A 22,673-nucleotide genomic window follows, 5' to 3' on the forward strand; every position below is an offset into this window, starting at 1 on the left:
GGTGCTCTCCGTGGTTGTGCTCATCTCCGGCACCGGTTCCAATCTTCGCGCCCTCCTCGAGGCGTCGAGCGATGACGCGTTCCCCGCTCGCGTGATCGCGGTCGGTGCCGATCGCGAGGCCGACGGTCTGGCCCACGCCGAGGCTTTCGGCATCCCCACCTTCACGGTGCCGTATTCGTCGTTCGATTCGCGCGCCGAATGGGGCGAGGCGCTTCTCGAGCAGATCCGCGTGTGGCAGCCAGACCTCGTCGTGCTCTCGGGCCTCATGCGCCTGCTGCCCGCCGGGGTCGTCGACGCCCTCGCGCCGCACCTCATCAACACGCACCCCGCCTACCTTCCCGAGTTCCCCGGCGCCCACGGGGTGCGCGATGCGCTCGCGGCCGGCGTGGAGCAGACGGGTGCGAGCATCATCGTCGTCGCGAACGGTGTCGATGACGGCCCCATCATCGTGCAGGAGCGCGTGCCCGTCCTACCGGGCGACACCGAACACGCGCTACACGAGCGCATCAAACCGGTCGAGCGCCGACTGCTCGTCGACACGGTGCGCAGCATCGCCACCGGCGACGTCGACCTCGCCGCCCTCTAACCCCACGGGCCGCGACCTGCGGCCGGCACACCCCAACCGAGGAGATCAGATCCCATGTCCGGCCCGAGCCACGACAAGAGCCTGTACCGCGAACGCGACATCGTCCCCATCACCCGTGCCCTCCTCTCGGTCAGCGACAAACGTGAGCTGCTGACGCTCGCCGAGGCCCTCGCGGGTGCCGGCGTCGAGATCGTGTCGACCGGCAGCACGGCCCAGACCATCCGCGACGCCGGTTTCCCCGTCACCGATGTCGCCCAGGTCACGGGTTTCCCCGAGTCGCTCGACGGCCGCGTCAAGACGCTGCACCCCGCCGTGCACTCCGGCCTCCTCGCCGACCTGCGCCTCGAATCGCACGAAGAGCAGCTGGCCGAGCTCGGCATCGCGCCGTTCCAGCTCGTGGTCGTCAACCTCTACCCGTTCGTCGAGACCGTCGCGTCCGGTGCTCAGGGCGACGACGTCATCGAGCAGATCGACATCGGCGGCCCCGCCATGGTGCGCGCCTCGGCCAAGAACCACGCCAACGTCGCGATCGTCGTGTCGCCCGACGCCTACCCCTCGATCATCGACGCCGTCGCGGCCGGGGGCACCTCGCTCACGCAGCGCCGTGCCCTGGCGCGCGAGGCGTTCCAGCACACGGCCTCCTACGACACGGCCGTCGCCGCCTGGTTCGTCGACAACGATGGCGCTTCCCAGGCAGGCGATGCGGATGCTGCAGCCCCCGCATCCGCCGACGCCTTCCCCGCGACCGTCACGCTCGGCGGAGACCTGCAGCAGACGCTGCGTTACGGCGAGAACTCGCACCAGAAGGCCGCCCTCTACGCGCGCCCCGACGGCCACGGCATCGCCCAGGCCACGCAGCTGCACGGCAAGGAGATGAGCTACAACAACTTCGTCGACGCCGATGCCGCCGTGCGCGCCGCCTACGACTTCATCTACCCGGCCGTCGCCATCATCAAGCACGCCAACCCGTGCGGCATCGCGGTCGCGAAACCCAAGGCGCCCGACGCCATCGCCTCGGCCCACCAGCGCGCGCACGAATGCGACCCCGTGTCGGCATTCGGCGGCGTCATCGCGGCCAACCGCATCGTCACGCTCAAGATGGCCGAGACGGTAAAAGAGATCTTCACCGAGGTGCTCGTCGCCCCGGGCTTCGAAGACGCCGCGCTCGACGTGCTGAAGACCAAGAAGAACCTGCGCCTGCTGCAGCTGCCCGATGGCTTCCAGCGCGAGGACACCGAGGTGCGCCAGATCTCTGGCGGTTTGCTCGTGCAGGACACCGACCGCTTCGCCGCCGTCGACCCCGCCGTCACGGCCGCATCCTGGACCCTCGCGACGGGCGAACCCGCCGATGAAGAAACGATCGTCGACCTCGTGTTCGCGTGGAAGGCCTGCCGGGCGGTCAAGTCCAACGGCATCCTGTTGGCGCACAACGGCGCGTCCGTCGGTGTGGGCATGGGCCAGGTCAACCGCGTCGACTCGTGCCAGCTGGCGGTGACGCGCGCGGGTGACCGTGCAGCCGGTTCGGTTGCGGCATCCGACGCTTTCTTCCCCTTCGCCGACGGCCTGCAGGTTCTGCTGGATGCCGGTGTCAAGGCCGTCGTGCAGCCCGGCGGTTCGGTGCGCGACGAAGAGGTCATCCAGGCCGCTCAGGCCGCGGGAATCACCATGTACTTCACGGGGGAGCGTCACTTCTTCCACTGAGTCGAAGCGTGGCGGTGCTGCACGATCGCGGCCGCGCCACGCCCGACCTGCCCACCGAGCCGGCGGTCCACAGTTTCGTCATAGACAGCACCCCTAGGGTGTGAGTCATGTCTGTTACCTGGGGCCGCCGGCTCGTCGCATCTCTGTTGGCCGCTCTCACGGTTGCTGTCGGGGTGCACGTCGCCACGGTGTTCGCGTTCTTCTTCTCGAACCAGTTCACGTCGGCCATCATCGGCTCGGCCAACAGCTACTTCTCGATCGCGAGCCTCATCGGTTTCGTGATCGTCTTCGCGCTGGCGCTCGCCGGCGGGCTGCGCGTCTGGTTCACGGCGGTGCCGGCAGGGCTCGTGGCCGGCATCATCGCCGGCATCATCGGCCTGCTGATCCCCATCCTGCAGGGCGGCCAGGTTCTCGACGGCAGCGTCGTTGCTTACCTGTTCGGCACGCTGCTCGGCGTCAACACCATCTTCATCCTGCTCTACATCGTTTTCGCGGCCACTGTCGGGCGCCTCGTCTACAACGCCGTGCTGCGGCGCGGGGCGTCGGCCCGGGCGAACGACCGACGCATCGCGATCGTGCGCATGCCGGCATCCACGTATGACGACGGCGTGGTCACCCACCTCGAGCGCGTCCCGGTCGACAGTGACAAGGTCGACGAACAGTGGGATGCCTACGTCAAGGCGTTCGAGGCCAACGGCTGGACCACCTCCGAGCTGCCGTTCGCCGACGGCCTGCCGGATTCGGTGTTCGTCGAAGACGTCGTCGCTCTCTTCGGCGACCTGGCGGTCATCACGCGTCCGGCCCTCGAGTCGCGTGCCCCCGAGGTCGAGGGCATCGAGGCCAACCTGCGCGACTTCGGCCTGCGGGTGCAGCGCATCGAGGCGCCGGGAACACTCGAGGGTGGGGACATCCTCACCGTCGGCGACACCGTGTATGTCGGCCGCTCCGATCGCACTAACGCCGAGGGCGTGCGTCAGCTGCGCGCCCTGCTCGCCCCGCTCGGCTATGTCGTCGTCGCCGTTCCCGTCACCAAGGTGCTGCACCTGAAGACGGCCGTCACGGCTCTGCCCGACGGCACCGTCATCGGCTACGAGCCGCTCGTCGACGATGTGCGCCTCTTCGACCGTTTCCGCGCCGTGCCCGAACCCGAGGGATCGGCCGTCGTCGTCTTGAGCGACGACACCGTGCTCCTGTCGGCCGCCGCGCCTCAGACGGCCGCGCTCATCGAAGACCTCGGCTTCACGGTCGTGCGCGTCGACATCAGCGAATTCGAGAAGCGCGAGGGCTGCGTCACGTGCCTGTCGGTGCGGGTGCGCTGACCCCGTTTACCCGGCGTTCACAGACCTTTTCCGATCGATTCCGGCGGATTGCTTGCCCCGGGCTTCTCTTTACTCATATTCTGTAGGGCTGTCCGCGGTTGCGTCGTCCCCTCTTCGTGAGGGTCGATAACGCCGCGAACGCTGACGACGAATACGAAACCAGGAGGAGCGTCATGACGATTACACGCATTCACGGAGCCGGCTTCAGCGCCGCGCGCAATGCGGTCTCGGCGTTCCTTGCGGCCGTTGAGCCGCGCCGGAAGCCCGTGACCGACCGCGCGTCCGCCCACAACCCGGTGACCGCCGACTAGACCCGGGTTCGCTGCCCGTCCGGCCGCCGGCCACCGCCTTGGTGGGGTTCGGCGTGTTCGGCGTCGCCTGCAGCGCCCCGAGCGCTCACCCACTCACATCCGTCGCCGCCCGAGAACTATTGCAGCCGGCCCCGGAGTTACACACTCTCGGGGCGACAGCATCCGTCTCGCCCGCCGCGCCGCCACGTCTCGCCGCCCGACAGCGGCACCCGCACCACGCATAGAAGAGTTGACAACGAATGTCTCGAAACGCGAACGACCAACGTCCGCCCTCACACAAATCCGACCTGAACACGGCGCAGGCGCTCTGGCGCATGTACCCCTACGTGAAGTCCGCCCTGCCCCGCATCGTGCTGGGAATGGTGGCCGCCCTCATCGCCGGGGTTGTCGCCCTCGGCATCCCGCTCATCCTGGAACGCCTCGTCGACGGCCCGCTGTCGACGGGTGATTCGGCCGAGATCTGGCCCGCCGTGCTGCTCGTGCTGGCGCTCGGCGTGGTCGAGGCCGTCATGATCGCGCTGCGGCGCTGGTTCGTGCTCACGCCCGGCACGCACGTCGAAGCCAAGATGCGCAACGCGCTCTACGCCAAGCTGCAAGACCTGCCCGTCTCGTTCCACGATCGCTGGCAGTCGGGGCAGCTGCTGTCGCGCGCCGTCAGCGACCTCGGCCTCATCCGCCGCTGGTTGTCGTTCGGCATCGTGCTGCTCGTGGTCAACACCGTCACGATCCTCATCGGCGCCGCCGTGCTGTTCTACTGGAACTGGCTGCTGGGCCTCATCTTCCTGGTCATGGCCGTGCCGATCTGGATCTACGGGTTCGTCTTCGAGAAGAAGTACTCCGAGATCGCGCGCCGCAGCCAAGACCAGGCGGGCGACCTGGCCACGGCCGTCGAGGAGAGCGTGCACGGCATCCGCGTGCTGAAGGCTTTCGGCCGCGGGCGTTACGCGCTGAAGAACTTCGAGGCGCAGGCCGAAGACCTGCGGGGCACCGAGATCGCCAAGGCGAAGGCCATCGCGGGCATCTGGCTGTGGCTGCTGCTGCTTCCGGATGTCGCGTTCGCGCTGTGTCTGCTGGGCGGCATCTGGCTGGCCTCCACCGACCAGATCACCGTCGGACAGCTGTTCGCGTTCTTCGCCACGGCCACGGTGCTGCGCTTCCCGATCGAGTCCATCGGCTTCCTGCTGTCGATGACGTTCGACACGCGCACCGCCACCGACCGGTTCTTCGAGGTCATGGATTCGCCCAACGCGATCACCGACCCCGAGCATCCCCTCACCGTCGCCGAGCCGCGCGGCGAGCTGCGTTTCGACAATGTGCACTTCCGCTACCAGGATTCGCCCGAGCGTTTCGGCGATCTCATCGACGGCGTCGACCTCACCATCACGCCCGGCGAGACCATGGCGCTCGTGGGGTTGACGGGCTGCGGCAAGTCGACGCTCACGGCCCTGACGACGCGTCTCTACGACGTCACCGGGGGAGCGGTGCGCGTGGATGGCGTCGACGTGCGCGATCTGACGCGCGAAGAGTTGCGCACCCACATCGCCATGGCCTTCGAGGACGCCACCCTGTTCTCGGCGACCGTGCGCGAGAACGTGCTGCTCGGCCGCGCCGACCTCGACCCGCGTTCGCCCGAGGCCGACCGCGTGCTGGCCGAGGCGCTCGACATCGCGCAGGCGGCGTTCGTGCACAACCTTCCCGACGGCGTCGACACGACCGTGGGTGAGGAAGGGCTCAGCCTCTCGGGCGGCCAGCGTCAGCGGCTGGCTTTGGCCCGGGCTGTGGCGGCCTCGCCGTCGATCCTGGTGCTCGACGACCCACTCTCGGCGTTGGATGTCGACACCGAGGCGCTCGTCGAGGCGGCCCTCCGCCGCGTCCTCTCGTCCACGACCGCGCTCATCGTGGCCCACCGCCCCTCGACCGTGACGCTCGCCGACCGCGTCGCTCTCATGCAGGAGGGTCGCATCGTGGCCGTCGGCACGCACTCCGAGCTGCTGGCCACCAACGAGCACTACCGCTTCGTCATCTCGAGCCTCGAGGACGAAGAGAAGCGCGAGGCGGCCGAGCGCCGTCGCATCGACACAAGCAGTACCGGAATGGAGGTCAACCGATGAGCCAGACATCTGTCTCGGGCGTGACCGGCGAAGAGCGTGACGATTTCACGCGCGCCGAATCGAAGTCCATCCGGCGACGGTCGACGCGCCTGCTCGGCTCGCTGCTGTCGCCTCTGAAAGCCCAGGTGGCCCTCACGATGGTGGTGGTCGCGATCTCGACCGCCGCCCAGGTGGCCGGCCCCGCCCTGATCGCCTTCGGCATCGACCGGGCGTTGCCCGCCGTGCTCGACCAGGACTGGATGCCCGCCATCCTCACGGTTGCCGCCTACCTCGCGACGGGCGTCATCGGCGCGCTGCTCATGGCGTGGTACACGGTGCTCGCGGCGCGCGTCAGCCAGGCGATCTTGATCGACCTGCGCAAACGCGTGTTCCTGCAGACGCAGAAGCTGAGCCTCGAGTTCCACGAGAGCTACACGTCCGGCCGCATCATCTCGCGGCAGACGAGCGACCTCGACTCGATCCGCGAGCTGCTCGACTCGGGCATCAACCAGCTCGTCTCGGGCATCCTCTACAGCCTGTTCACGGCGATCGCGCTGTTCCTGCTCGACTGGACGAGTGGCCTCGTGCTGCTCGGCGCGCTCGTGCCGCTGTTCATCCTGACGCGCTGGTTCCAGGTGCGCTCGCAGAAACTGTTCCGGCAGTCGCGCGTGGCCTCGGCCAAACTCATCGTGCAGTTCGTCGAGACCATGACGGGCATCCGCGCCGTGAAGGCGTTCCGCAAGGAGCGCCGCAACGAGAAGGAGTTCGGCGGGCTCGTCGAGGACTATCGCGATGTGAACGCGCGCGTCATCCAGCTGTTCGGCGTGTTCGACCCGGGTCTCATCCTCATCGGCAACGTGACGGTCGCGGCCGTGTTGCTCGTCGGTGGTTTCCGGGTGGTCGACGGCCAGCTCGCGATCGGTGCGCTGCTCGCGGCCGTGCTCTATGCGCGCCGGTTCTTCGACCCCATGGAAGACATGGCGATGTTCTACAACTCCTATCAGTCGGCGTCGGCCGCGCTCGAGAAGATCTCGGGTGTGCTCGAGGAGAAGCCGACCGTGCCCGACCCCGAGAAGCCCGTCGACCTGTGGTCGGCGCGCGGGCACGTGCGGTTCGAGGATGTGCGCTTCGCCTACAACGAGGACGCGGTCGTGTTGCCCGACTTCACGCTCGACCTGCCGGCCGGTCAGACGATCGCGCTCGTGGGTTCGACGGGTGCCGGAAAATCGACGCTCGCCAAGCTGATCTCGCGCTTCTACGACCCGTCGGCGGGGCGCGTGACCCTCGACGACGTCGACCTCAGGATGCTGCATCCCAAAGACCTGCGACGAGCGATCGTCATGGTCACCCAGGAGGCGTACCTCTTCTCGGGTTCGGTGGCCGACAACATCGCCATCGGCAAACCGGATGCCTCGCGCGAAGAGATCGAGCGCGCGGCCCGTGCGGTCGGTGCCGACGAGTTCATCCGCTCGCTGCCGAACGGCTACGACACCGATGTGAACAAGCGCGGCGGGCGCGTCTCGGCGGGGCAGCGTCAGCTGATCTCGTTCGCGCGTGCGTTCCTGGCCGACCCGCAGGTGCTCATCTTGGACGAGGCCACGGCGTCGCTCGACATCCCGTCGGAGCGGCTCGTGCAAGAGGCCCTGCAGACGCTGCTGGCCGATCGCACGGCCGTCATCATCGCGCACCGCCTGTCGACGGTCGCGATCGCCGACCGCGTGCTCGTCATGGAGCACGGGCGCATCGTCGAGGACGGCACGCCCGGCGATCTGATCGCCGGCACGGGCCGGTTCTCGCAGCTACACGCCGCCTGGCGCGACTCGTTGGTCTAGCACCGGGTTCGTCTGGGAACGAGAGAAGCGGTTCGCCGACCATCGGGTGGGCGAACCGCTTCTGTGTGTGCGTGTGCGGCGGGAGTGAGACGGCCGGATCAGTAACCGGGGGAGCGCGTGGTCTGGGCCTCGCCGCCACCGGACTTCAGGGATGCTCCCGCCGAGGTGTCGGTGCCGGTGAAGGCGTAGACCGTGCCGCCGTCGGCGAAGGCCGTCCAGCGGTCGCCGCAGAGGTAGGCGGTCTCGGGCAACGTCTGCGGCCACCACGAGTCCTCGAGGGCGGGCACGGGAACGGTGTTGGCTGGCTTGCACAGCTGGTCGAGGCTCTGCGCCGTGGTGAACATGAGGAGAGCTGCCGAGCCGTCGTGCCGGTAGGTGAGGCGCACGCGCGAGGCATCGTCGGGCAGCCAGTCGGAGGAGAGGGTCTTCGCGGTCTCGGTCTTCTCGAACGTGGCTGCGGTCTCATAGAGGCCGCGGCCGACGGGGTTGCCGAGGGTGGCGAAGGCGTCGAGGGTTCCGCAGCCCGTCAGCGCGACGAGTGCGACGCCGGCGGCCGCGGTAGACGCGGTCAGGCGACCGATGCGGCGGGCGCGGGCGGCGCGGATGCGGGAGGGGTGGCTGGTGCTCGAGATGCTGCGGCTGCGATGGGGCATGGGACTTTCCTCGGTCGACGGTAGAACCAGTCAATCGCGGGGGCCATGCGCTGCCATCCGCCGCGCGTACCCGAACGCTCGGACTTCAGGATGACCTGACGGTCAGCCGGTGGTCGGCGTCGGTGCCGCAGCATCCGCCCTATCGGTCTTCGTGGCCCACGAATGCCGAGCGCGCCACGCGGAAACCGGGGTCGCGCGCGCTGTCGACGAGGGGGGTTGCCTCGGCCACATAGTGCTCGCGCGCACGTGCCTCGTGGCCGGCGGGTGGAAAACCCGACGCCTGCACGACGCGCCACCACGCGACATCCGAACCGTGGAGGGCCATGATGCGGCCGACCCCGCGCGCCGAGCGCGAGCCCAGGGTTGCGGCGACCTGGCCGTAACTCATGACGCGGCCGGCCGGGATGTCCTCGACCACGCTGAGCACGGCCTCGACGAAAGCCTCGGGGTCGGAGTGGCTCATTGGATGCGGCACAGTCTGGTCATTCGAAGGATGCGAGAACGACTCACGCCGGGAGATCAGAGCGCGCGGCTGCCGACGACTTCGCCGTACTGCGTCTCGCCCGTCGGCTCGAAGCCGACGCGCAGGAAGAAGGCCTCTGGACCGTCTTCGCCGGGCTCGTAGATCACGTTGACGTGGTCGAAACCGCGCTGCTTCGCCTCGTCGAGAAGCGCCTCGACCGCGAAGGTGCCGATGCCGCGACCCTGGTCGTCGGCGTCGACGTTGATGCGCCACAGGATGCTGCGGAACTCGTCTTGGTGGGCATGCTCGTCGAAGTTGCCCTGCACGAAACCGACGACCTCGTCGCCGTCGAGCACGACGCGCTGCCAGCTGGTGGCCGGGTCGAGCACGGCGGCCGCAACCGCGTAGGACACGGGCGCGACGAACTGCTCCTGCCCCGGCTTGAGCGTGAGGGCGTTGACCGCCACGATGGTCGACGCGGACAGCTCTTCCAGTCGCAATTCAGACATAGTCCTAGGCTACCGGCCCATGCTGGCCCGCCGGTAGTGTGACGCCCAACGTTCATCCTCAGGGATGAGACGACCGGTTGATGCTCGCGCAAAACTCTCTTGACGTCGAGATACTTCTCAGCGAGACGGTAAGCTGGCCGTGGCCATTTTCCCGGCCGAAAGCCAAGGAGTATGCATTGTCAAAGATCAAGGTTGAAGGCACGGTCGTCGAGCTCGACGGCGACGAGATGACGCGGATCATCTGGCAGGCCATCAAAGACACCCTCATTCACCCCTACCTCGACATCAACCTCGAATACTACGACCTCGGTATCGAGAAGCGCGATGAGACGGACGACCAGATCACTGTTGATGCTGCGCACGCCATCCAGAAGCACGGTGTCGGCGTCAAGTGCGCCACGATCACGCCCGACGAGGCGCGTGTCGAAGAGTTCGGCCTGAAGAAGATGTGGCGTTCGCCGAACGGCACCATCCGCAACATCCTGGGCGGCGTGATCTTCCGCGAGCCCATCATCATCTCGAACATCCCGCGCCTCGTGCCGGGCTGGAACAAGCCCATCATCGTCGGCCGCCACGCGTTCGGCGACCAGTACCGTGCCACCGACTTCCTGTTCGACGGCCCCGGCACGCTCACCATGACGTTCACCCCGAAGGACGGCTCCGAGCCGCAGCAGTTCGAGGTCTTCGAGGCTCCGTCGGCCGGTGTCGCCATGGGCATGTACAACCTCGACGCGTCGATCCGCGACTTCGCGCGCGCCTCGCTCAACTACGGCCTCAGCCGTAACTACCCGGTGTACCTGTCGACCAAGAACACCATCCTCAAGGCCTACGACGGCCGGTTCAAGGACATCTTCCAGGAGATCTTCGAGGCCGAGTTCAAGGAGCAGTTCGACGCCGCCGGCCTCACCTACGAGCACCGCCTCATCGACGACATGGTCGCTTCGGCCATGAAGTGGGAGGGTGGCTACGTCTGGGCCACCAAGAACTACGACGGCGACGTGCAGTCCGACACCGTGGCACAGGGCTTCGGTTCGCTGGGCCTCATGACGAGCGTGCTCGCCACGCCCGACGGCAAGGTCGTCGAGGCCGAGGCGGCCCACGGCACGGTCACGCGCCACTACCGCCAGCACCAGCAGGGCAAGCCCACGTCGACCAACCCGATCGCGTCGATCTACGCGTGGACGCGCGGCCTGCAGCACCGCGGCAAGCTCGATGGCAACCAGGAGCTCATCGACTTCGCGTCGACGCTCGAAGACGTCGTCATCAAGACTGTCGAATCGGGCAAGATGACGAAAGACCTGGCGCTGCTCGTCAGCCCCGACCAGGCCTACCAGACGACCGAAGAGTTCCTCGCGACTCTGGCCGACAACCTGAAGGCGCGCATCGGCGAATAATCGCCGGCGACATGAGAAGGGCCCCGATCCTCGGATCGGGGCCCTTCTGTGTCACTTGGCTCGTCGTTGCGTGACGCTGAGCTACTCGACGCGTGCTGGACGGACTAGTTGCAGAGCGTCGCCAGGTCGGAGAACGTGGTCTGCACGTCGGTGGCGCTCTCGGACAGTGCCGTCGGGTCGGCCGCGGTCGGGTCGTCGGCGTACTTGCCGAATTCATCAGCCATCGACGTGATGGCCTTGTTCGCCTTGTCGGCGGACGGCTTGACCTCGTCGTTGGTCACCTTGCCGGTGCTCTCGGAGAACGACTTCGCGAGCTTGTCGATGGCGTCGGACGCGGCCGAGGGGTCTGACGACAGGTTGCTGACGCTCGAGGTCAGTTCATCCTGCAGCGATTCGACGCTCTTGTTGAGTTCGTTGCACGCGTCGGCCTTGCTCTGTCCGCCGGCGCAACCGGTGAGGAGAAGGCCGGCGACGGCGAACGATCCGATGATGGAAATGGTCTTGGTGCGTGCTCGTAACACGGGCCCCTCGATTCTGTGTTGTGGACGAGTTGACCTTATCAGGGGGCGGTTACCGGCCTTCGTCAGGCATACAGGCTCTGCAGGGGGCGCGTGGATGCCGGGGTGGGGCGGTAGGCGGGCGATGCAGTGAAGCGTGTGGCGAGTTGCTCGCCGATCGTCGTCTGGAGCGCCTGGCCGAGGACCGAATCATCCGCCGTATCGATGCCGACGAACGCCGTTTCCCGGTCGGGCGACGGGATGCTGGTGGTCGCGGTGGTCGGCGCGGATGCCTGTGCGTGCAGGGCCACGTGCAGGCTGACGAGATCGTGCACCGCGTCGACACGTGAGTCGCGCAGGGTCTCGCCGCTTTCGCCGGACTCGAGTTCGAAGTCCCAGCCGTTCGCGGTGCGCCGGACGCAGCCGAGGAACACCTCGCCGCATCCCGCTCCCACCCGGCGGTGTTTGGAGGCGACGCGTTCGGGAAAGAGGAACACCTTGCCCGACGTGGTGGAGAGGGTGGCGAACCGGCGGGATCGCTCGCGCAGTGTGAGGATGACGGGCAGCTTCATGTCGACGAGGCGATCGGGGCGGCCCAGAGCCGTGATGCGGAAGCCCTCGGAGGCGGCGATGGTGGCGAGGGCATCGAGGCGGTCTTCGATCAGGTCGTGCAGGATGCGATTGCCGATGTTGCGGACCGTCCAGCTGAGATCGCACTCGTAGACGATGTAGCCCACACGGTGTTGATACCAACCGCGCCCCGTGCGCCGGGCGGACAGTGGCACCTCGGCGGGGAAGATGTAGACCATGCCGCACTCTGTGGCGACCAGGTCGCCGCGCTCATGAGATCCGTCGGAGCGCAGACGTTCGACTCGAATCATCGTTGTGCCTTTCGTTTTTCCGGGTGGCACCGCCTCCTCGAATTCGTCGACGGTTGTTCGACCGGTCGAAGCGAGCAGGGATACCGTGCCTCATAATGGTAGGCAGGCGACGCGCATATATTGCCTCTGATCGGGCAATTTGAGTAGCAGTGTGCCACTTTTGAGTAGTGGCACGGTGCATCCGTGCGGAGCGCGTGCTCGCCTGAGTAGTTAGTGGGGCGAGGTGAGTAGTCGGAGGGGGTGGCCTGAGTAGTCACACGCCTTGGAGGAAACTCGGACTCGTTGCCATCCAACGTATTGATATATTAAGTAGGCGCACAGTTTTGCGCCGGGAGGCAGATCTGATGAGTGTTCGACGCCGCGAGCTGGCGGCCATCCTGGCGCACGTCCGCGCGGGGGTCTCCGTCGAACTGCGTGGCTCGTGGGGGAGCGGTCGAAGCACGCTGCTGCGTGGTGTCGAACACGCTGCACGTGACGAGGGTTTCGGCACACTCTCGGTGTCGGGCGAGTTCGCGCTGCGCACCCACGCGCTCGAAGCACTCGACGTGGCGGGGGTTCGACCTGCATCCGCTGGCGAGACCGGCGTCATCTCGGCCCGCGTCGATGCGTTGACGGGGTGGGTGCTGGCCCGGCCCGCGCTGATCCTGGTCGACGACGCCGCCGTAGTCGACCCCGAGAGCTGGGGCGTCATCTCGGCTGTGCAACGGCGCACCGACGTGCCCGTCGTCTACGCTCTCGACGCACATGCGCCTGAAGGAGCGGGTGCACTGCACGTGTTAGAGCGACGGGTCGCGCGCGTCGCACTCGAGGCTCTGCGATACGAAGAGGTCAGGGCTGTGCTCGAAGACGTGCTCGGTGGCGGCGTCGACGCGCACACGGTCGGGCGGGTGTTCTCGAAGTCAGGGGGGCTTCCGCGGCTGGTCGTCGCCGTGGGCAAGACGGGGCGACAATACGGCCTTCTCCGGGAGCAGGCCGGCTCCTGGCACGCGGGCGACGATCTGTGGCACCCCGCCCTCGCCCCGCACATCACCGAGATCCTCTACCCGCTCACGGCGGCCCTGCGCGAAGGGCTCGAAATGCTCGCGCTCGCCGGCATCGTCACGATCGACAGGGGCGTGCGGCTGATCGGTTCGCCCGTGCTCGAACAACTCGAGGCCCGCGGGCTCGTCACGGTGTTCCGCAACGGTGCGCGCGTCATGGTGGCGGTCAACCCGCCTCTCATCGCGGAGTACTACCGGCATCAGTCGATCAGCGCTCGACGGGTGCGGTTGGCCGACAGGGTGCTCGGCGACCGCGACAGCCAGGATGACGTGTCGACGACCGGCATTCCGCGCGTGGTGACACAGACCCGAGCGCTGCCTGCGGCTCTCGAGTGGGAGGCGGTGCGCAATCCCGTCGTCGCGCGGCTCATGTCGGAGCATCGGCAGGCAGAAGCGTCTCGGGCGCTCGACGCGTGGCGACGGCATCCCGGCCTTCACGCCGCGCTGGCCTTGACCGACGCGCTCGCTCGTGATGCCGGCACCGAGCGGGTCGCGCCCGACGTGTTGCGTGACAGCGCCTATGTCGAGGGGGAGCAGCGGGCCAACCTGGCTTTGCTCGCGCATCGCGTGAACTCCGCGGTGCGTAGTAAGGAAGAGGGCGAGCTCGCGCGGGTCGTGAGCGAAGCGCGTTCCCTCATGCCCGCGTCGATCGACGCCATCGAGGTCATCGGTCTCGAGGCTGAGGTTCGGGCACACGGCTTCTCGGCGGGCGGCGAGCGGCTTGTCAGGGAGCTGATCGATCGCACGGGAGTGGGATCCGCCGCGGGCGGGCCCGCCGATGGTGGCGTGGCTGAGAGCGGAGCGGCTGAGAGTGGGGTGGCTGAGAACGGCGTGGCTCGCATCGACGAGGCGGCCGTGGCGCTGGCCGAAGTGTTGCAATCGAAGGGGTGGTTTGCACGGGCCCTGCGTCTCGTCGAGACGCCTGATGAACCAGTCGACGAGAGCGCGCACTGGCGGCGTCGGCGGCGGCGCGTCACGGCGCTCGCGCTGTTCGGGGTCGGGCGCATCGACGACGCATTGCGTCGATCCGCCGAATGGCGAGACGCGGCCCTCGCCGACCTCGATGCCGAGGCGCTGCGCGATCAGGCCTATGTTTGCGCCCTCGCTCTCGCTCACACGGGGCGAAATGCCGAGGCCGACGACGCCGTCGGCGCCGCGCTGGCGCTCGGCGAACCCGGGGCCGAATCGGCCGACGTCTATGGCGCCATCCTCGTGCTCGGGGCCATCGTCGCGACGCGCCGCGGCGCGCTCGATGTGGCAGAGACGCTCACCGTGCAGGCTCGGAGGTGGCTGCCAGAGGTGTCGCCCCTTCCGCTCGCCGCGGCCGAATTCGCCGAGGCGCAGATCGCCCATGCTCGCGGCGACGACGAAGCGAGCCGCCGCCTGCTGGCCGCCGCCCAGGCCGACTTCTCTCGCCGGGGGTTCGCGGTGCAGGCCGCGATCGCCGAGATCATGGCGCTCGAGAGCGTGTCCGATGCGGCCCGGGTTGCGAGATCGGCCGCGCTCGAAGGAGAACTGTTCGGTCCTCTGCTCGACTACCTGCGCGGGGTCGGCGGCGCCGAGGCCGACTGGATCGAACGCGCCGGTGATCGGCTGCGGGTCACCCATCAGGCCGTGCACGCGGCCGGGGCCTACCTGCGCGCGGCCGACGCCTACCGGCTGGCCGGCCGAGCCGCCGACGCCGACCGGGTCGACCAGCTCGCCCAGGCGCTCGGCGGCACCCTCGACGCCGACGTGCTGTGGCAGGTGCACGCACAGGCCGCGTCGCGCCCGGCTCTCACCCAGCGGGAACAAGAGATCACCGCGCTCGCGGCCGTGGGGGCATCGAACCACACCATCGCGTCCCGGCTCAGCGTCTCGGTGCGCACGGTCGAGAATCACCTCAACCGGGCGTTCCGAAAACTCGGCATCAGCCGCCGCGACGAACTCGAGACGGTGCGCGCCCTGTGGGCGAACCATGCCGACGCCTGAGCCGCATTACAGGTTTGTTAACCACCCTCACAAAATGTAACGGTCTGGTAAACAGAGCACCCATCTGAGATGAAATGCTTGCCAGCCATTAGTTCGTAAGCTTTACTAACAAACATGACTGCATCGGAAGTGCAGCGCGGCTCTTCCACCCTGGACGCCGCGCACCCGAATACCGCCCAGACCTCGGCTTATCTGCCCGGTCGGCGGCTCCGGCCGAGCGCGAAAGTGCTCCCCGAACACGCCCGCAACCACAACCGGGCACTCGTCTTGCAGACCCTCTACGGGGCCGGCGCCATGAGCCGAGCGGATGTCTCCCGCGAAACCGGCCTGACCCGCGTGACCGTCTCCGACCTCGTCGCCGAACTCATCGCCGACGGACTCATCGCCGAACGCGGACAGCGCGAAGGCGTTCGACCGGGCAAACCGGCCACCCTGATCGACATCGACCGCGAAGCGCACCAGATCATCGGGCTCGACCTCTCGGACTACTCCGACTTTCACGGCGCCGTCATGAACCTCGACGGCGAGATCCTCGAACGGATCGACGTGGCCCTCGAGGGCGCCACCGGTGAGCGGGCGGTCGAGAAGGTGCTGGCGCTGTCCGAACGACTGCTGCAGGCATCCACCCGGCCCGTGCTGGGCATCGGCATCGCCTCGCCGGGCGTCGTCGACCTCGCGGGCATCGTGCACAGCGCGCCGAACCTGGGCTGGCATGACCTCGAGTTGCAGCGTCGGGTGGCCGAGGCATCCGGTTGCTCCGTCATCGTCTCGAACGACGCCAACGCGGCCGTGCTCGCCGAACACGGCTTCGGGCACGCCGAGAGCGACCTCATGCTCGTGCGCATCGGCCACGGTGTCGGCGCCGGCCTGCTGCTCGGTGGCATCGCCATCTACGGCAGCCGATTCGCGGCCGGCGAGATCGGTCACGTCACGGTCGGCACCGACGGCGGCCCGCTGTGCGCCTGCGGCAAGACGGCCTGCCTCGAAGCCTGGGTGGCCATTCCGCGCCTCGAGGCCGAGATCCAGGCCATCCGCTCCGACTCGGCTGACGATGAGGCAGCCGCCACGCGCATCGATCAGCTGCTGCGCGATGCGGGCGAACGCCTCGGCATCGCGCTGGCCCCCGTGGTCGGAGCGCTCGATCTCTCGCAGATCGTGCTCTCGGGGCCCGAAGAACTTCTCGACGGAGCACTGGCCCAGGCCACCGTCGAGACCCTCCGAAACCGGACGATGGCCGAATTCCACGGCGATCTGACGCTTCGGCTCACCACCCTCGGGCAGGACATCGTCCTGCGCGGGGCGGCCGTCATGGTTCTCTCGAGCCAGCTCGGCGTTTCATAGCTCTCGACCCCACTCATTCAGCCCTAGAAAAACTGAAAAGCCCTAGAAAGGAACATTCAGATGAGGAAACTCAGCCTCGCGGCACTCGGAACGGTTGCCGTGATCGCCCTCGCCGGTTGCGCCGGCTCCGGCGGCGGATCGACATCGGACAGCTCGGCGGAAGTCCGCGTCTGGCTCGTCGGAACCGATACCCCCGACGCCGCGCGTGACTACCTGAAGAAGACGTTCGAGAAGGAGAACCCCGGTTCGACCCTCGTCATCGAAGAACAGCAGTGGACGGGTCTCGTCGACAAGTACACGACGGCACTCAGTGGATCCGACGCCCCCGACGTCGTGGAGATCGGAAACACGCAGGCCGCAGCCTTCACGTCGGCCGGAGCCTTCACCGACCTGACCGACAAGTTCGACGACCTCGGCGGCGACGACCTGCTGCCCGGTTTCGTCGAAGCCGGCACGTATGACAAGAAGTTCTTCGCCGCTCCGTACTACTCCGGCGCTCGCGTCGTCTTCTACACGCCCCAGATCGCGGCGGCCGGAGTGCCGACGACGCTCGACGAGTACGTGGCCAACGGCGAGGCGATGCACGCCGCCGACTCGACGGTCTCGGGCATCTATGCGCCCGGCCGCGACTGGTACAACGTGCTTCCCTACGTGTGGGAGAACGGCGGCTTCGTCGCCGAGCAGGACGGCGACACCTGGTCGGCCGGCTTCTCCTCCGCGGGAGGCATCAAGGGCCTGACCCAAATGCAGACCGTCTATGAGAAGGCCAGCGCCGCGCCCAAGGACGGCGACGAGACCAACGCCCAGGTCCCGTTCTGCGAGGGCAAGGTCGGCTACCTATCGGCACCCAGCTGGTTCGCGGGCTCGCTCGCCACGGCCGCCGACGACCCGACCGCGCCCGGCTGCCCCGACACCTTCGGCAAGGACGCCACCGCGTTCGCCCTGCCCGGCATGACCGAGGGTAAGGCAGCTGCGGCGTTCGCCGGCGGCTCGAACATCGCCATTCCCACGAAGGCGAAGCACCAGGACCTGGCCTACGACGCACTCAAGATTCTCGTGTCGCCGGAGTACCAGAAGATCATGGCCGAGAACGGGCTCATCCCGGGACTCGTGTCGGCGGCATCCTCGCTGCCCGATGACGCCGTGACGAAGGCTGCCGCCGAGGCCGCCGCCGCCTCGAAGCTCACCCCCGCCGCGCCCAAGTGGGCGGACGTGGAAGCCTCCAACGTGCTGCAGGACTCCTTCGTGAAAATCGCCCAGGGTGGCGACGTCGAACAGATCGCCAAGGAACTCGACGCCAAGATCGAAGAGATCCTCAACTCCTAAGCGAGCAGGGGGTGGGCGGATGCCTTCGCCCACCCCCTCGCACCGCTCACCGATTTCGCACCACTCGCTCGGGAGTAACCCATGACAACCTCGCTCGTCTCCGCGCCACCCGCGCCCGACGCCGATCCGGGAGCCGGCAACCGCGCCCCGAAACGCCGCCGCGCCGAACCATCCGATCTGCCCGCCGGCTCGAAACGCCGACGCTTTCCCACGGCGCCCTGGCTGCTGCTGGCCCCGTCGATCATCATCCTGGGCGTCATGGTGGGCTACCCACTCGTGCGCCTGGCCATCAACTCGTTCCAGAAGTACGGCAAGGCACAGATCTTCGGCGCCCCGCCCGAGTGGATCGGCCTCGACAACTACATGTCGACGCTCGGCGACCCCGAGTTCTGGGCCGTGGCCGGTCGCAGCTTCGGGCTCGCGGCGGTTCTCGTCGTGCTCACGATGGGCATCGGCATCCTGCTCGCCGTCATGATGACGAAGCTCAACAAGTTCTTCCGCCTGCTCATGTCGGTGGGTCTGCTGCTCGCGTGGGCCATGCCGCCGCTCAGCGCCACCATCGTGTGGGGCTGGATCGTCGACACCAAATACGGGCTGCTCAACTACGTGCTCAACTGGCTGACCCAATCGGATGACTTCACCGGGCACTCCTGGCTGATCGACCCGTTGTCGTTCTTCGCCGTGTTGACCGTCATCATCACGTGGCAGTCGATTCCGTTCGTCGCCTTCGTTGTGTATGCCGGGCTCACGCAGGTTCCCGAGGAGGTGCTCGAGGCCGCGCAACTCGACGGAGCCGGTGGCCCGAAACGCTTCTTCCTCATCGTGATGCCCTATCTCAAGAGCATCCTGCTGGTCACCACGATTCTGCAGGTGATCTGGGATCTGCGGGTCTTCACGCAGGTGTATGCCCTGCAAGGCATGGGCGGCATCTCGTCGCAGACCGATGTCTTCGGCACCTATATCTACCACCTCGGCAACAGCAACCTCGGGGTCGCGGGCGCCGTCTCGTTCATCATGGTCGCCATGATGCTGCTGATCTCGATCTACTACGTGCGCAAGACCGTGAAAGAGGAAGAAGTATGAGCCTGAACTCGTCGATCACGGGCGACGCCGAACCGATCGAAGACGCCGTCCCCGCTGTGAGTACCAGCACCCGTACGGTGCCGCACAAACCCATCAACCGCAGCAACAACGGCTATCGCGCCCGAGCCCGGCTCACCAAGACGGTGCTCTCGATCACGGCCGTCATCGTCTTCGTCTGCTCCGTGTTCCCCGTCTATTGGATGGTGTCGACGAGCCTCAAACCGAACCGCGACATCGTCTCGCCGACGCCCAGCTTCTTCCCGGGCGAGCCCACCATCCGGGCCTACCTCACGGTGTTGTTCGAGCCGGCCCGGCCCGACCGCGGCAACTTCCCGACCTCGTTCATGGTGTCGATCGCCGTCACGCTCCTGACCCTCGCAATCTGCCTGGTCTTCGCCTTCCTCGGCGCGCTCGCGGTCTCGCGGTTCCGATTCAAGGGCCGCCGCCAATTCGTCGTCGCCATCCTCATCGTTCAGATGATCCCCGGCGAGGCGATGATGTTCACGATCTTCGGCATGATCGACAGCTGGCAGGCGCTCAACACCATCATCGGCCTCACGATCGTCTACCTGTCGGGCGTGCTCCCGTTCACCATCTGGACCCTGCGCGGTTTCGTCGCGGGTGTGCCGGCCGACCTCGAAGAGGCCGCCATGATCGACGGATGCAGCCGCAGCCAGGCGTTCTGGCGCATCACCTTCCCGCTGCTCGCGCCGGGGCTGGTCTCGACTGGCATCTTCGCGTTCATCCAAGCCTGGAACGAATTCACCATGGCCAACATCATCATGCAGCGACCGGATGCCTTCACCCTGCCGATCTGGCTGCGCACGTTCCAGCAGGCCACGCAGGCCACCGACTGGGCCGCGATCATGGCCGGATCGACGCTGCTCGCCATCCCGGTCATGATCTTCTTCCTGATCGTGCAGGGTCGCATGACGGGTGGCCTCGTGTCGGGGGCGGTGAAGGGATGAGCGGCACCGTCACCTCGGGCGGCGTCGCGGCGTCGAGTCCCTCCCCGTCGGCCGCCGAGCTGTCGCGGCAGATCCTGTCCACCCTCATGCCCGGTTTCGTGGGCATCACCGCGCCCGCCTGGGTCGAGGCGCGGCTCGAGCAGGGGCTCGGGGCGGTCTGCCTGTTCGGGCCGAACGTCGCCTCGCGGTCGCAGCTGGCCGCGCTCACGGCATCCCTCGCGCGCGCCAACCCCGACGTCGTCATCGCGATCGACGAAGAGGGCGGGGATGTCACCCGTGTGCATCACCTCGAGGGTTCCCCCTACCCCGGCAACGCCATACTCGGGCGGCTGGATGACCTCGACTACACCTATGCCGTGGCGCACCGTGTGGGGGAGGAGCTCGCTGAAACGGGATGCACCCTCACCTTCGCGCCGGATGTCGACGTCAACTCCAATCCGCTCAACCCCGTCATCGGGGTGCGCAGCTTCGGCGCAGACGAGGCTCTCGTGGCCCGGCATTCAGCCGCGTGGACGCGCGGTGTGCAGGCGGCCGGTGTCGCGGCGTGTGCCAAGCATTTTCCGGGACACGGCGACACCTCCTCCGATTCCCACCTGGCGCTCCCCGTGATCGACGTGGATGCCGCGACGCTGCGTTCGCGCGAGCTGGAGCCGTTCCGCGCGGCCGTCGACGCGGGCACGCTCACGGTCATGACCTCGCACATCCTCGTGCCGGCCGTCGACGAGCTGAACCCGGCGACGTTCTCCGCGCCCATTCTCGAGGGAATTTTGCGCGGGGAGCTCGGTTTCACGGGCGTCATCGTGTCGGATGCGCTCGACATGGTGGGGGCGTCGGGCGAGCTCGGCATCCCCGAAGCAGCGGTCAGGGCGCTCGCGGCGGGCTGTGACCTGCTGTGCATCGGCACCGACAACTCGGATGCCGAGATCGGCGAGATCCTCGACCACGTGCTGCGCGCGGTCGAGGAGGGACGGCTGTCGGGCGAGCGTGTGGCCGAGGCCTCCGCCCGCGTGGCGTGGTTGGCGGAGCGCACGGCGGAGACTCGGGTGTCCGCGAGTGATGCCTCTGGTGTGGCGGACTCCGGTGACGTGCGCGATGCGTCTCTCACCGAGCTTGGCACGTCGGACGAGCGCACCCGCGTGCGCTCGGTCTTCGACATCAACGATCGGGCCGCCGAACGGCTCTCCCGCACACGGCGGGGTGAGCCGTTCACCGTCGTCACGGTCGAGAGCGTCGCCAACATCGCCGTCGGCGCGTCGCCCTGGGGGCCATTCGCGGCCGCCGACTTCGTGTCAGCGTCGGCGTCGACCTCCGACTCCCACTATGACTCCGGGTCCGTCTCCGCCTCCGAGTCCGCTGCCGCCCTCGGGCGCGCGCAGCGTTTCTTGGCCGCACCGGCAGTGACCATCCCCGAGCAGGGCTCGTTCGACGCGAGCCCGATCGGCGCCGGCGTGGTGCTGGTCGTGGGCAAGGACATCCATCGTCGTGCCGCCGCCGTGGCCGCCATCGACGCCCTGCGCGCCCACCGTGGTGACGACGTCGTGGTCATCGACATGGGCTGGCCCGACCCGGCGCTGAGCTATGCCGACGTCGCCACCTGGGGCGCCTCGCGTCTCGCCGGCGAGGCGCTGCTCGACCTGATCGTGGGGGAGCCGGCATGAGGATCGGCCTCGACATCGGCGGTACCAAAACCGACGCCGTCGTCATCGACGAGGCGGGCACGGTCGTCGAACGCCGACGCTTCGCCACCGGCCGCGGCCCCGAACAGGTCGTCGCGACCGCCGTGCGGGGCGTCACCGAATTGGCGGCGCTGGCCGGCATGGCGCCGCACGAGGTGGCTTCGATCGGCGTCGGCATCCCGGGTCAGGTCGACCGGCGGGCCGGTCGCGTGCAGCACGCCGTCAACCTCGACGTGGAAGAGCTGGAGCTCGGCCGAGAACTCTCGGCCCTCATCGGCGCGCCCGTGAGCGTCGAGAACGACGTGAAGGCCGCAGCCCTCGGCGCTTTCCACCTGCTGAGCGGCGACAGCGTGACGCGCGACGACGATTCGGCGCAGTCCATGGCCTACCTCAACCTCGGAACGGGTCTCGCCGCCGGCATCGTCATCGGCGGTCGGCTGTGGCGGGGCTCGCGGGGCACGGCGGGCGAGATCGGGCACATCGTGGTCGACCCCGCTGGTGTGCTGTGCAAATGCGGTCAGCGCGGATGCCTCGAAACCGTCGCGTCCGGCTCGGCCATCGCCCGGCAGTGGCCCACGTCGCACCCGATCCCGCCGCTCGACCTCTTCGACCGCGCCGACCAGGGCAACGCGGATGCGCGTCGCGTGCGCGGGGGTGTGGCGCAGGGCGTGGCCAACGCCGTGCGCGTGCTCGTGCTCACGGTCGATGTCGAAGACGTCGTCGTCGGGGGCGGCCTGACGGCGCTCGGCGACCGACTGCGCGACGATGTGGTGGAGGTGTTCGCCGGATGGGGGGAGCGCTCACCGTTCCTGGCCTCGCTCGATCTGGCGTCCCGCATGCGCTTCATCCCCGACGCGTTCCCGGCGGCGGCGGTCGGCGCGGCGCTCGTCGGAATCCCGGACGTGAGCATCGCAGACTCGAGCGGCCCCGGCGCCGGCATCTCTGGCGCGAACATCCCAAGCGAGAGCGTGGCGACGGTCGCGTAGCGGCCTCCCGACCGCTGCCCCGCCACCTGCGCAGCCACCCCCGACC

General features: G+C 67.9%; 19 protein-coding genes. 14 read left to right on the forward strand and 5 right to left on the reverse strand.

The features are described from left to right. The first annotated feature begins 1 nt into the window (after position 1). The 6 genes from purN (at position 2) to ACZ6IE_RS03590 (ending at position 7,839) form a co-directional block, all read left to right on the forward strand. Positions 2–586 carry a phosphoribosylglycinamide formyltransferase gene (gene purN / locus ACZ6IE_RS03565; protein ID WP_077053787.1) on the forward strand — a complete coding sequence of 195 codons (585 nt, stop codon included), beginning with the start codon at positions 2–4 and terminating at the stop codon, positions 584–586. 54 nt (positions 587–640) lie between these two features. Further along, positions 641–2,287, forward strand: a complete 1,647-nt coding sequence (purH, locus tag ACZ6IE_RS03570; protein WP_464606804.1) for a bifunctional phosphoribosylaminoimidazolecarboxamide formyltransferase/IMP cyclohydrolase — start codon at positions 641–643, stop codon at positions 2,285–2,287. Positions 2,288–2,394: 107 nt separating this feature from the next. Continuing rightward, the gene (ddaH, locus tag ACZ6IE_RS03575) at positions 2,395–3,606 is read left to right on the forward strand and encodes a dimethylargininase (RefSeq protein ID WP_464606805.1); all 1,212 of its coding nucleotides are present in this window, start codon (positions 2,395–2,397) and stop codon (positions 3,604–3,606) included. 173 nt (positions 3,607–3,779) lie between these two features. Further along, positions 3,780–3,917: a hypothetical protein gene (locus ACZ6IE_RS03580; protein ID WP_464606806.1), complete on the forward strand. Its 138-nt coding sequence runs from the start codon at positions 3,780–3,782 to the stop codon at positions 3,915–3,917. A gap of 239 nt (positions 3,918–4,156) precedes the next feature. Next, positions 4,157–6,028, forward strand: a complete 1,872-nt coding sequence (locus ACZ6IE_RS03585; RefSeq protein WP_464606807.1) for an ABC transporter ATP-binding protein — start codon at positions 4,157–4,159, stop codon at positions 6,026–6,028. Continuing rightward, complete coding sequence (locus ACZ6IE_RS03590; protein WP_464606808.1) at positions 6,025–7,839, forward strand: ABC transporter ATP-binding protein; 1,815 nt, start codon at positions 6,025–6,027, stop codon at positions 7,837–7,839. Before ACZ6IE_RS03585 ends, ACZ6IE_RS03590 begins: the two co-directional genes overlap by 4 nt. A 98-nt stretch (positions 7,840–7,937) precedes the next feature. Here ACZ6IE_RS03590 and ACZ6IE_RS03595 read toward each other — a convergent pair whose 3' ends face one another. The 3 genes from ACZ6IE_RS03595 to ACZ6IE_RS03605 all read right to left on the reverse strand — a co-directional run bounded on the left by ACZ6IE_RS03595 (position 7,938) and on the right by ACZ6IE_RS03605 (position 9,464). Next, entirely contained in the window at positions 7,938–8,492 is a 555-nt protein-coding gene (locus tag ACZ6IE_RS03595; protein WP_464606809.1) for a hypothetical protein, read from the reverse strand. A gap of 139 nt (positions 8,493–8,631) precedes the next feature. Next, on the reverse strand, positions 8,632–8,955 hold the full coding sequence (locus ACZ6IE_RS03600) for an MGMT family protein (protein ID WP_464606810.1): 324 nt from the start codon (positions 8,953–8,955) through the stop codon (positions 8,632–8,634). A gap of 56 nt (positions 8,956–9,011) precedes the next feature. Continuing rightward, positions 9,012–9,464, reverse strand: a complete 453-nt coding sequence (locus ACZ6IE_RS03605) for a GNAT family N-acetyltransferase (RefSeq protein WP_077053781.1) — start codon at positions 9,462–9,464, stop codon at positions 9,012–9,014. A 176-nt stretch (positions 9,465–9,640) separates the two neighbouring features. Here ACZ6IE_RS03605 and ACZ6IE_RS03610 point away from each other — a divergent pair, with 176 nt between their 5' ends. Then, the gene (locus ACZ6IE_RS03610) at positions 9,641–10,858 is read left to right on the forward strand and encodes an NADP-dependent isocitrate dehydrogenase (RefSeq protein WP_464606811.1); all 1,218 of its coding nucleotides are present in this window, start codon (positions 9,641–9,643) and stop codon (positions 10,856–10,858) included. A gap of 104 nt (positions 10,859–10,962) precedes the next feature. Here ACZ6IE_RS03610 and ACZ6IE_RS03615 read toward each other — a convergent pair whose 3' ends face one another. Both ACZ6IE_RS03615 and ACZ6IE_RS03620 read right to left on the reverse strand, forming a co-directional pair. After that, positions 10,963–11,379, reverse strand: coding sequence for a hypothetical protein (locus tag ACZ6IE_RS03615; RefSeq protein WP_464606812.1), 417 nt, complete (start codon positions 11,377–11,379; stop codon positions 10,963–10,965). Between the two features lie 62 nt (positions 11,380–11,441). Then, positions 11,442–12,236, reverse strand: a complete 795-nt coding sequence (locus ACZ6IE_RS03620; RefSeq protein WP_464606813.1) for a hypothetical protein — start codon at positions 12,234–12,236, stop codon at positions 11,442–11,444. Between the two features lie 344 nt (positions 12,237–12,580). On the opposite strand from ACZ6IE_RS03620, the gene ACZ6IE_RS03625 reads away from it, so the two are divergent. From ACZ6IE_RS03625 to ACZ6IE_RS03655, 7 genes are all read left to right on the forward strand, one after another. Further along, the gene (locus ACZ6IE_RS03625) at positions 12,581–15,247 is read left to right on the forward strand and encodes a LuxR C-terminal-related transcriptional regulator (RefSeq protein ID WP_464606814.1); all 2,667 of its coding nucleotides are present in this window, start codon (positions 12,581–12,583) and stop codon (positions 15,245–15,247) included. A 114-nt stretch (positions 15,248–15,361) separates the two neighbouring features. After that, entirely contained in the window at positions 15,362–16,588 is a 1,227-nt protein-coding gene (locus ACZ6IE_RS03630; protein ID WP_464606815.1) for an ROK family transcriptional regulator, read from the forward strand. 60 nt (positions 16,589–16,648) lie between these two features. Continuing rightward, entirely contained in the window at positions 16,649–17,914 is a 1,266-nt protein-coding gene (locus ACZ6IE_RS03635; RefSeq protein WP_464606816.1) for an extracellular solute-binding protein, read from the forward strand. Positions 17,915–17,995: 81 nt separating this feature from the next. Beyond that, entirely contained in the window at positions 17,996–18,997 is a 1,002-nt protein-coding gene (locus ACZ6IE_RS03640; protein WP_464606817.1) for a carbohydrate ABC transporter permease, read from the forward strand. Next, a complete protein-coding gene (locus ACZ6IE_RS03645; RefSeq protein WP_464606818.1) occupies positions 18,994–19,965 on the forward strand; it encodes a carbohydrate ABC transporter permease in 972 nt (323 codons plus the stop codon). Before ACZ6IE_RS03640 ends, ACZ6IE_RS03645 begins: the two co-directional genes overlap by 4 nt. After that, positions 19,962–21,623 (forward strand): glycoside hydrolase family 3 protein, encoded by a 1,662-nt coding sequence (locus ACZ6IE_RS03650; RefSeq protein ID WP_464606819.1) that lies wholly within the window; start codon positions 19,962–19,964, stop codon positions 21,621–21,623. Before ACZ6IE_RS03645 ends, ACZ6IE_RS03650 begins: the two co-directional genes overlap by 4 nt. Beyond that, positions 21,620–22,627, forward strand: coding sequence for an ROK family protein (locus tag ACZ6IE_RS03655; RefSeq protein ID WP_464606820.1), 1,008 nt, complete (start codon positions 21,620–21,622; stop codon positions 22,625–22,627). The genes ACZ6IE_RS03650 and ACZ6IE_RS03655 overlap by 4 nt, the downstream gene beginning before the upstream one ends. Positions 22,628–22,673: the final 46 nt, after the last annotated feature.

It is taken from the genome of Okibacterium sp. AC114 (assembly GCF_979253355.1).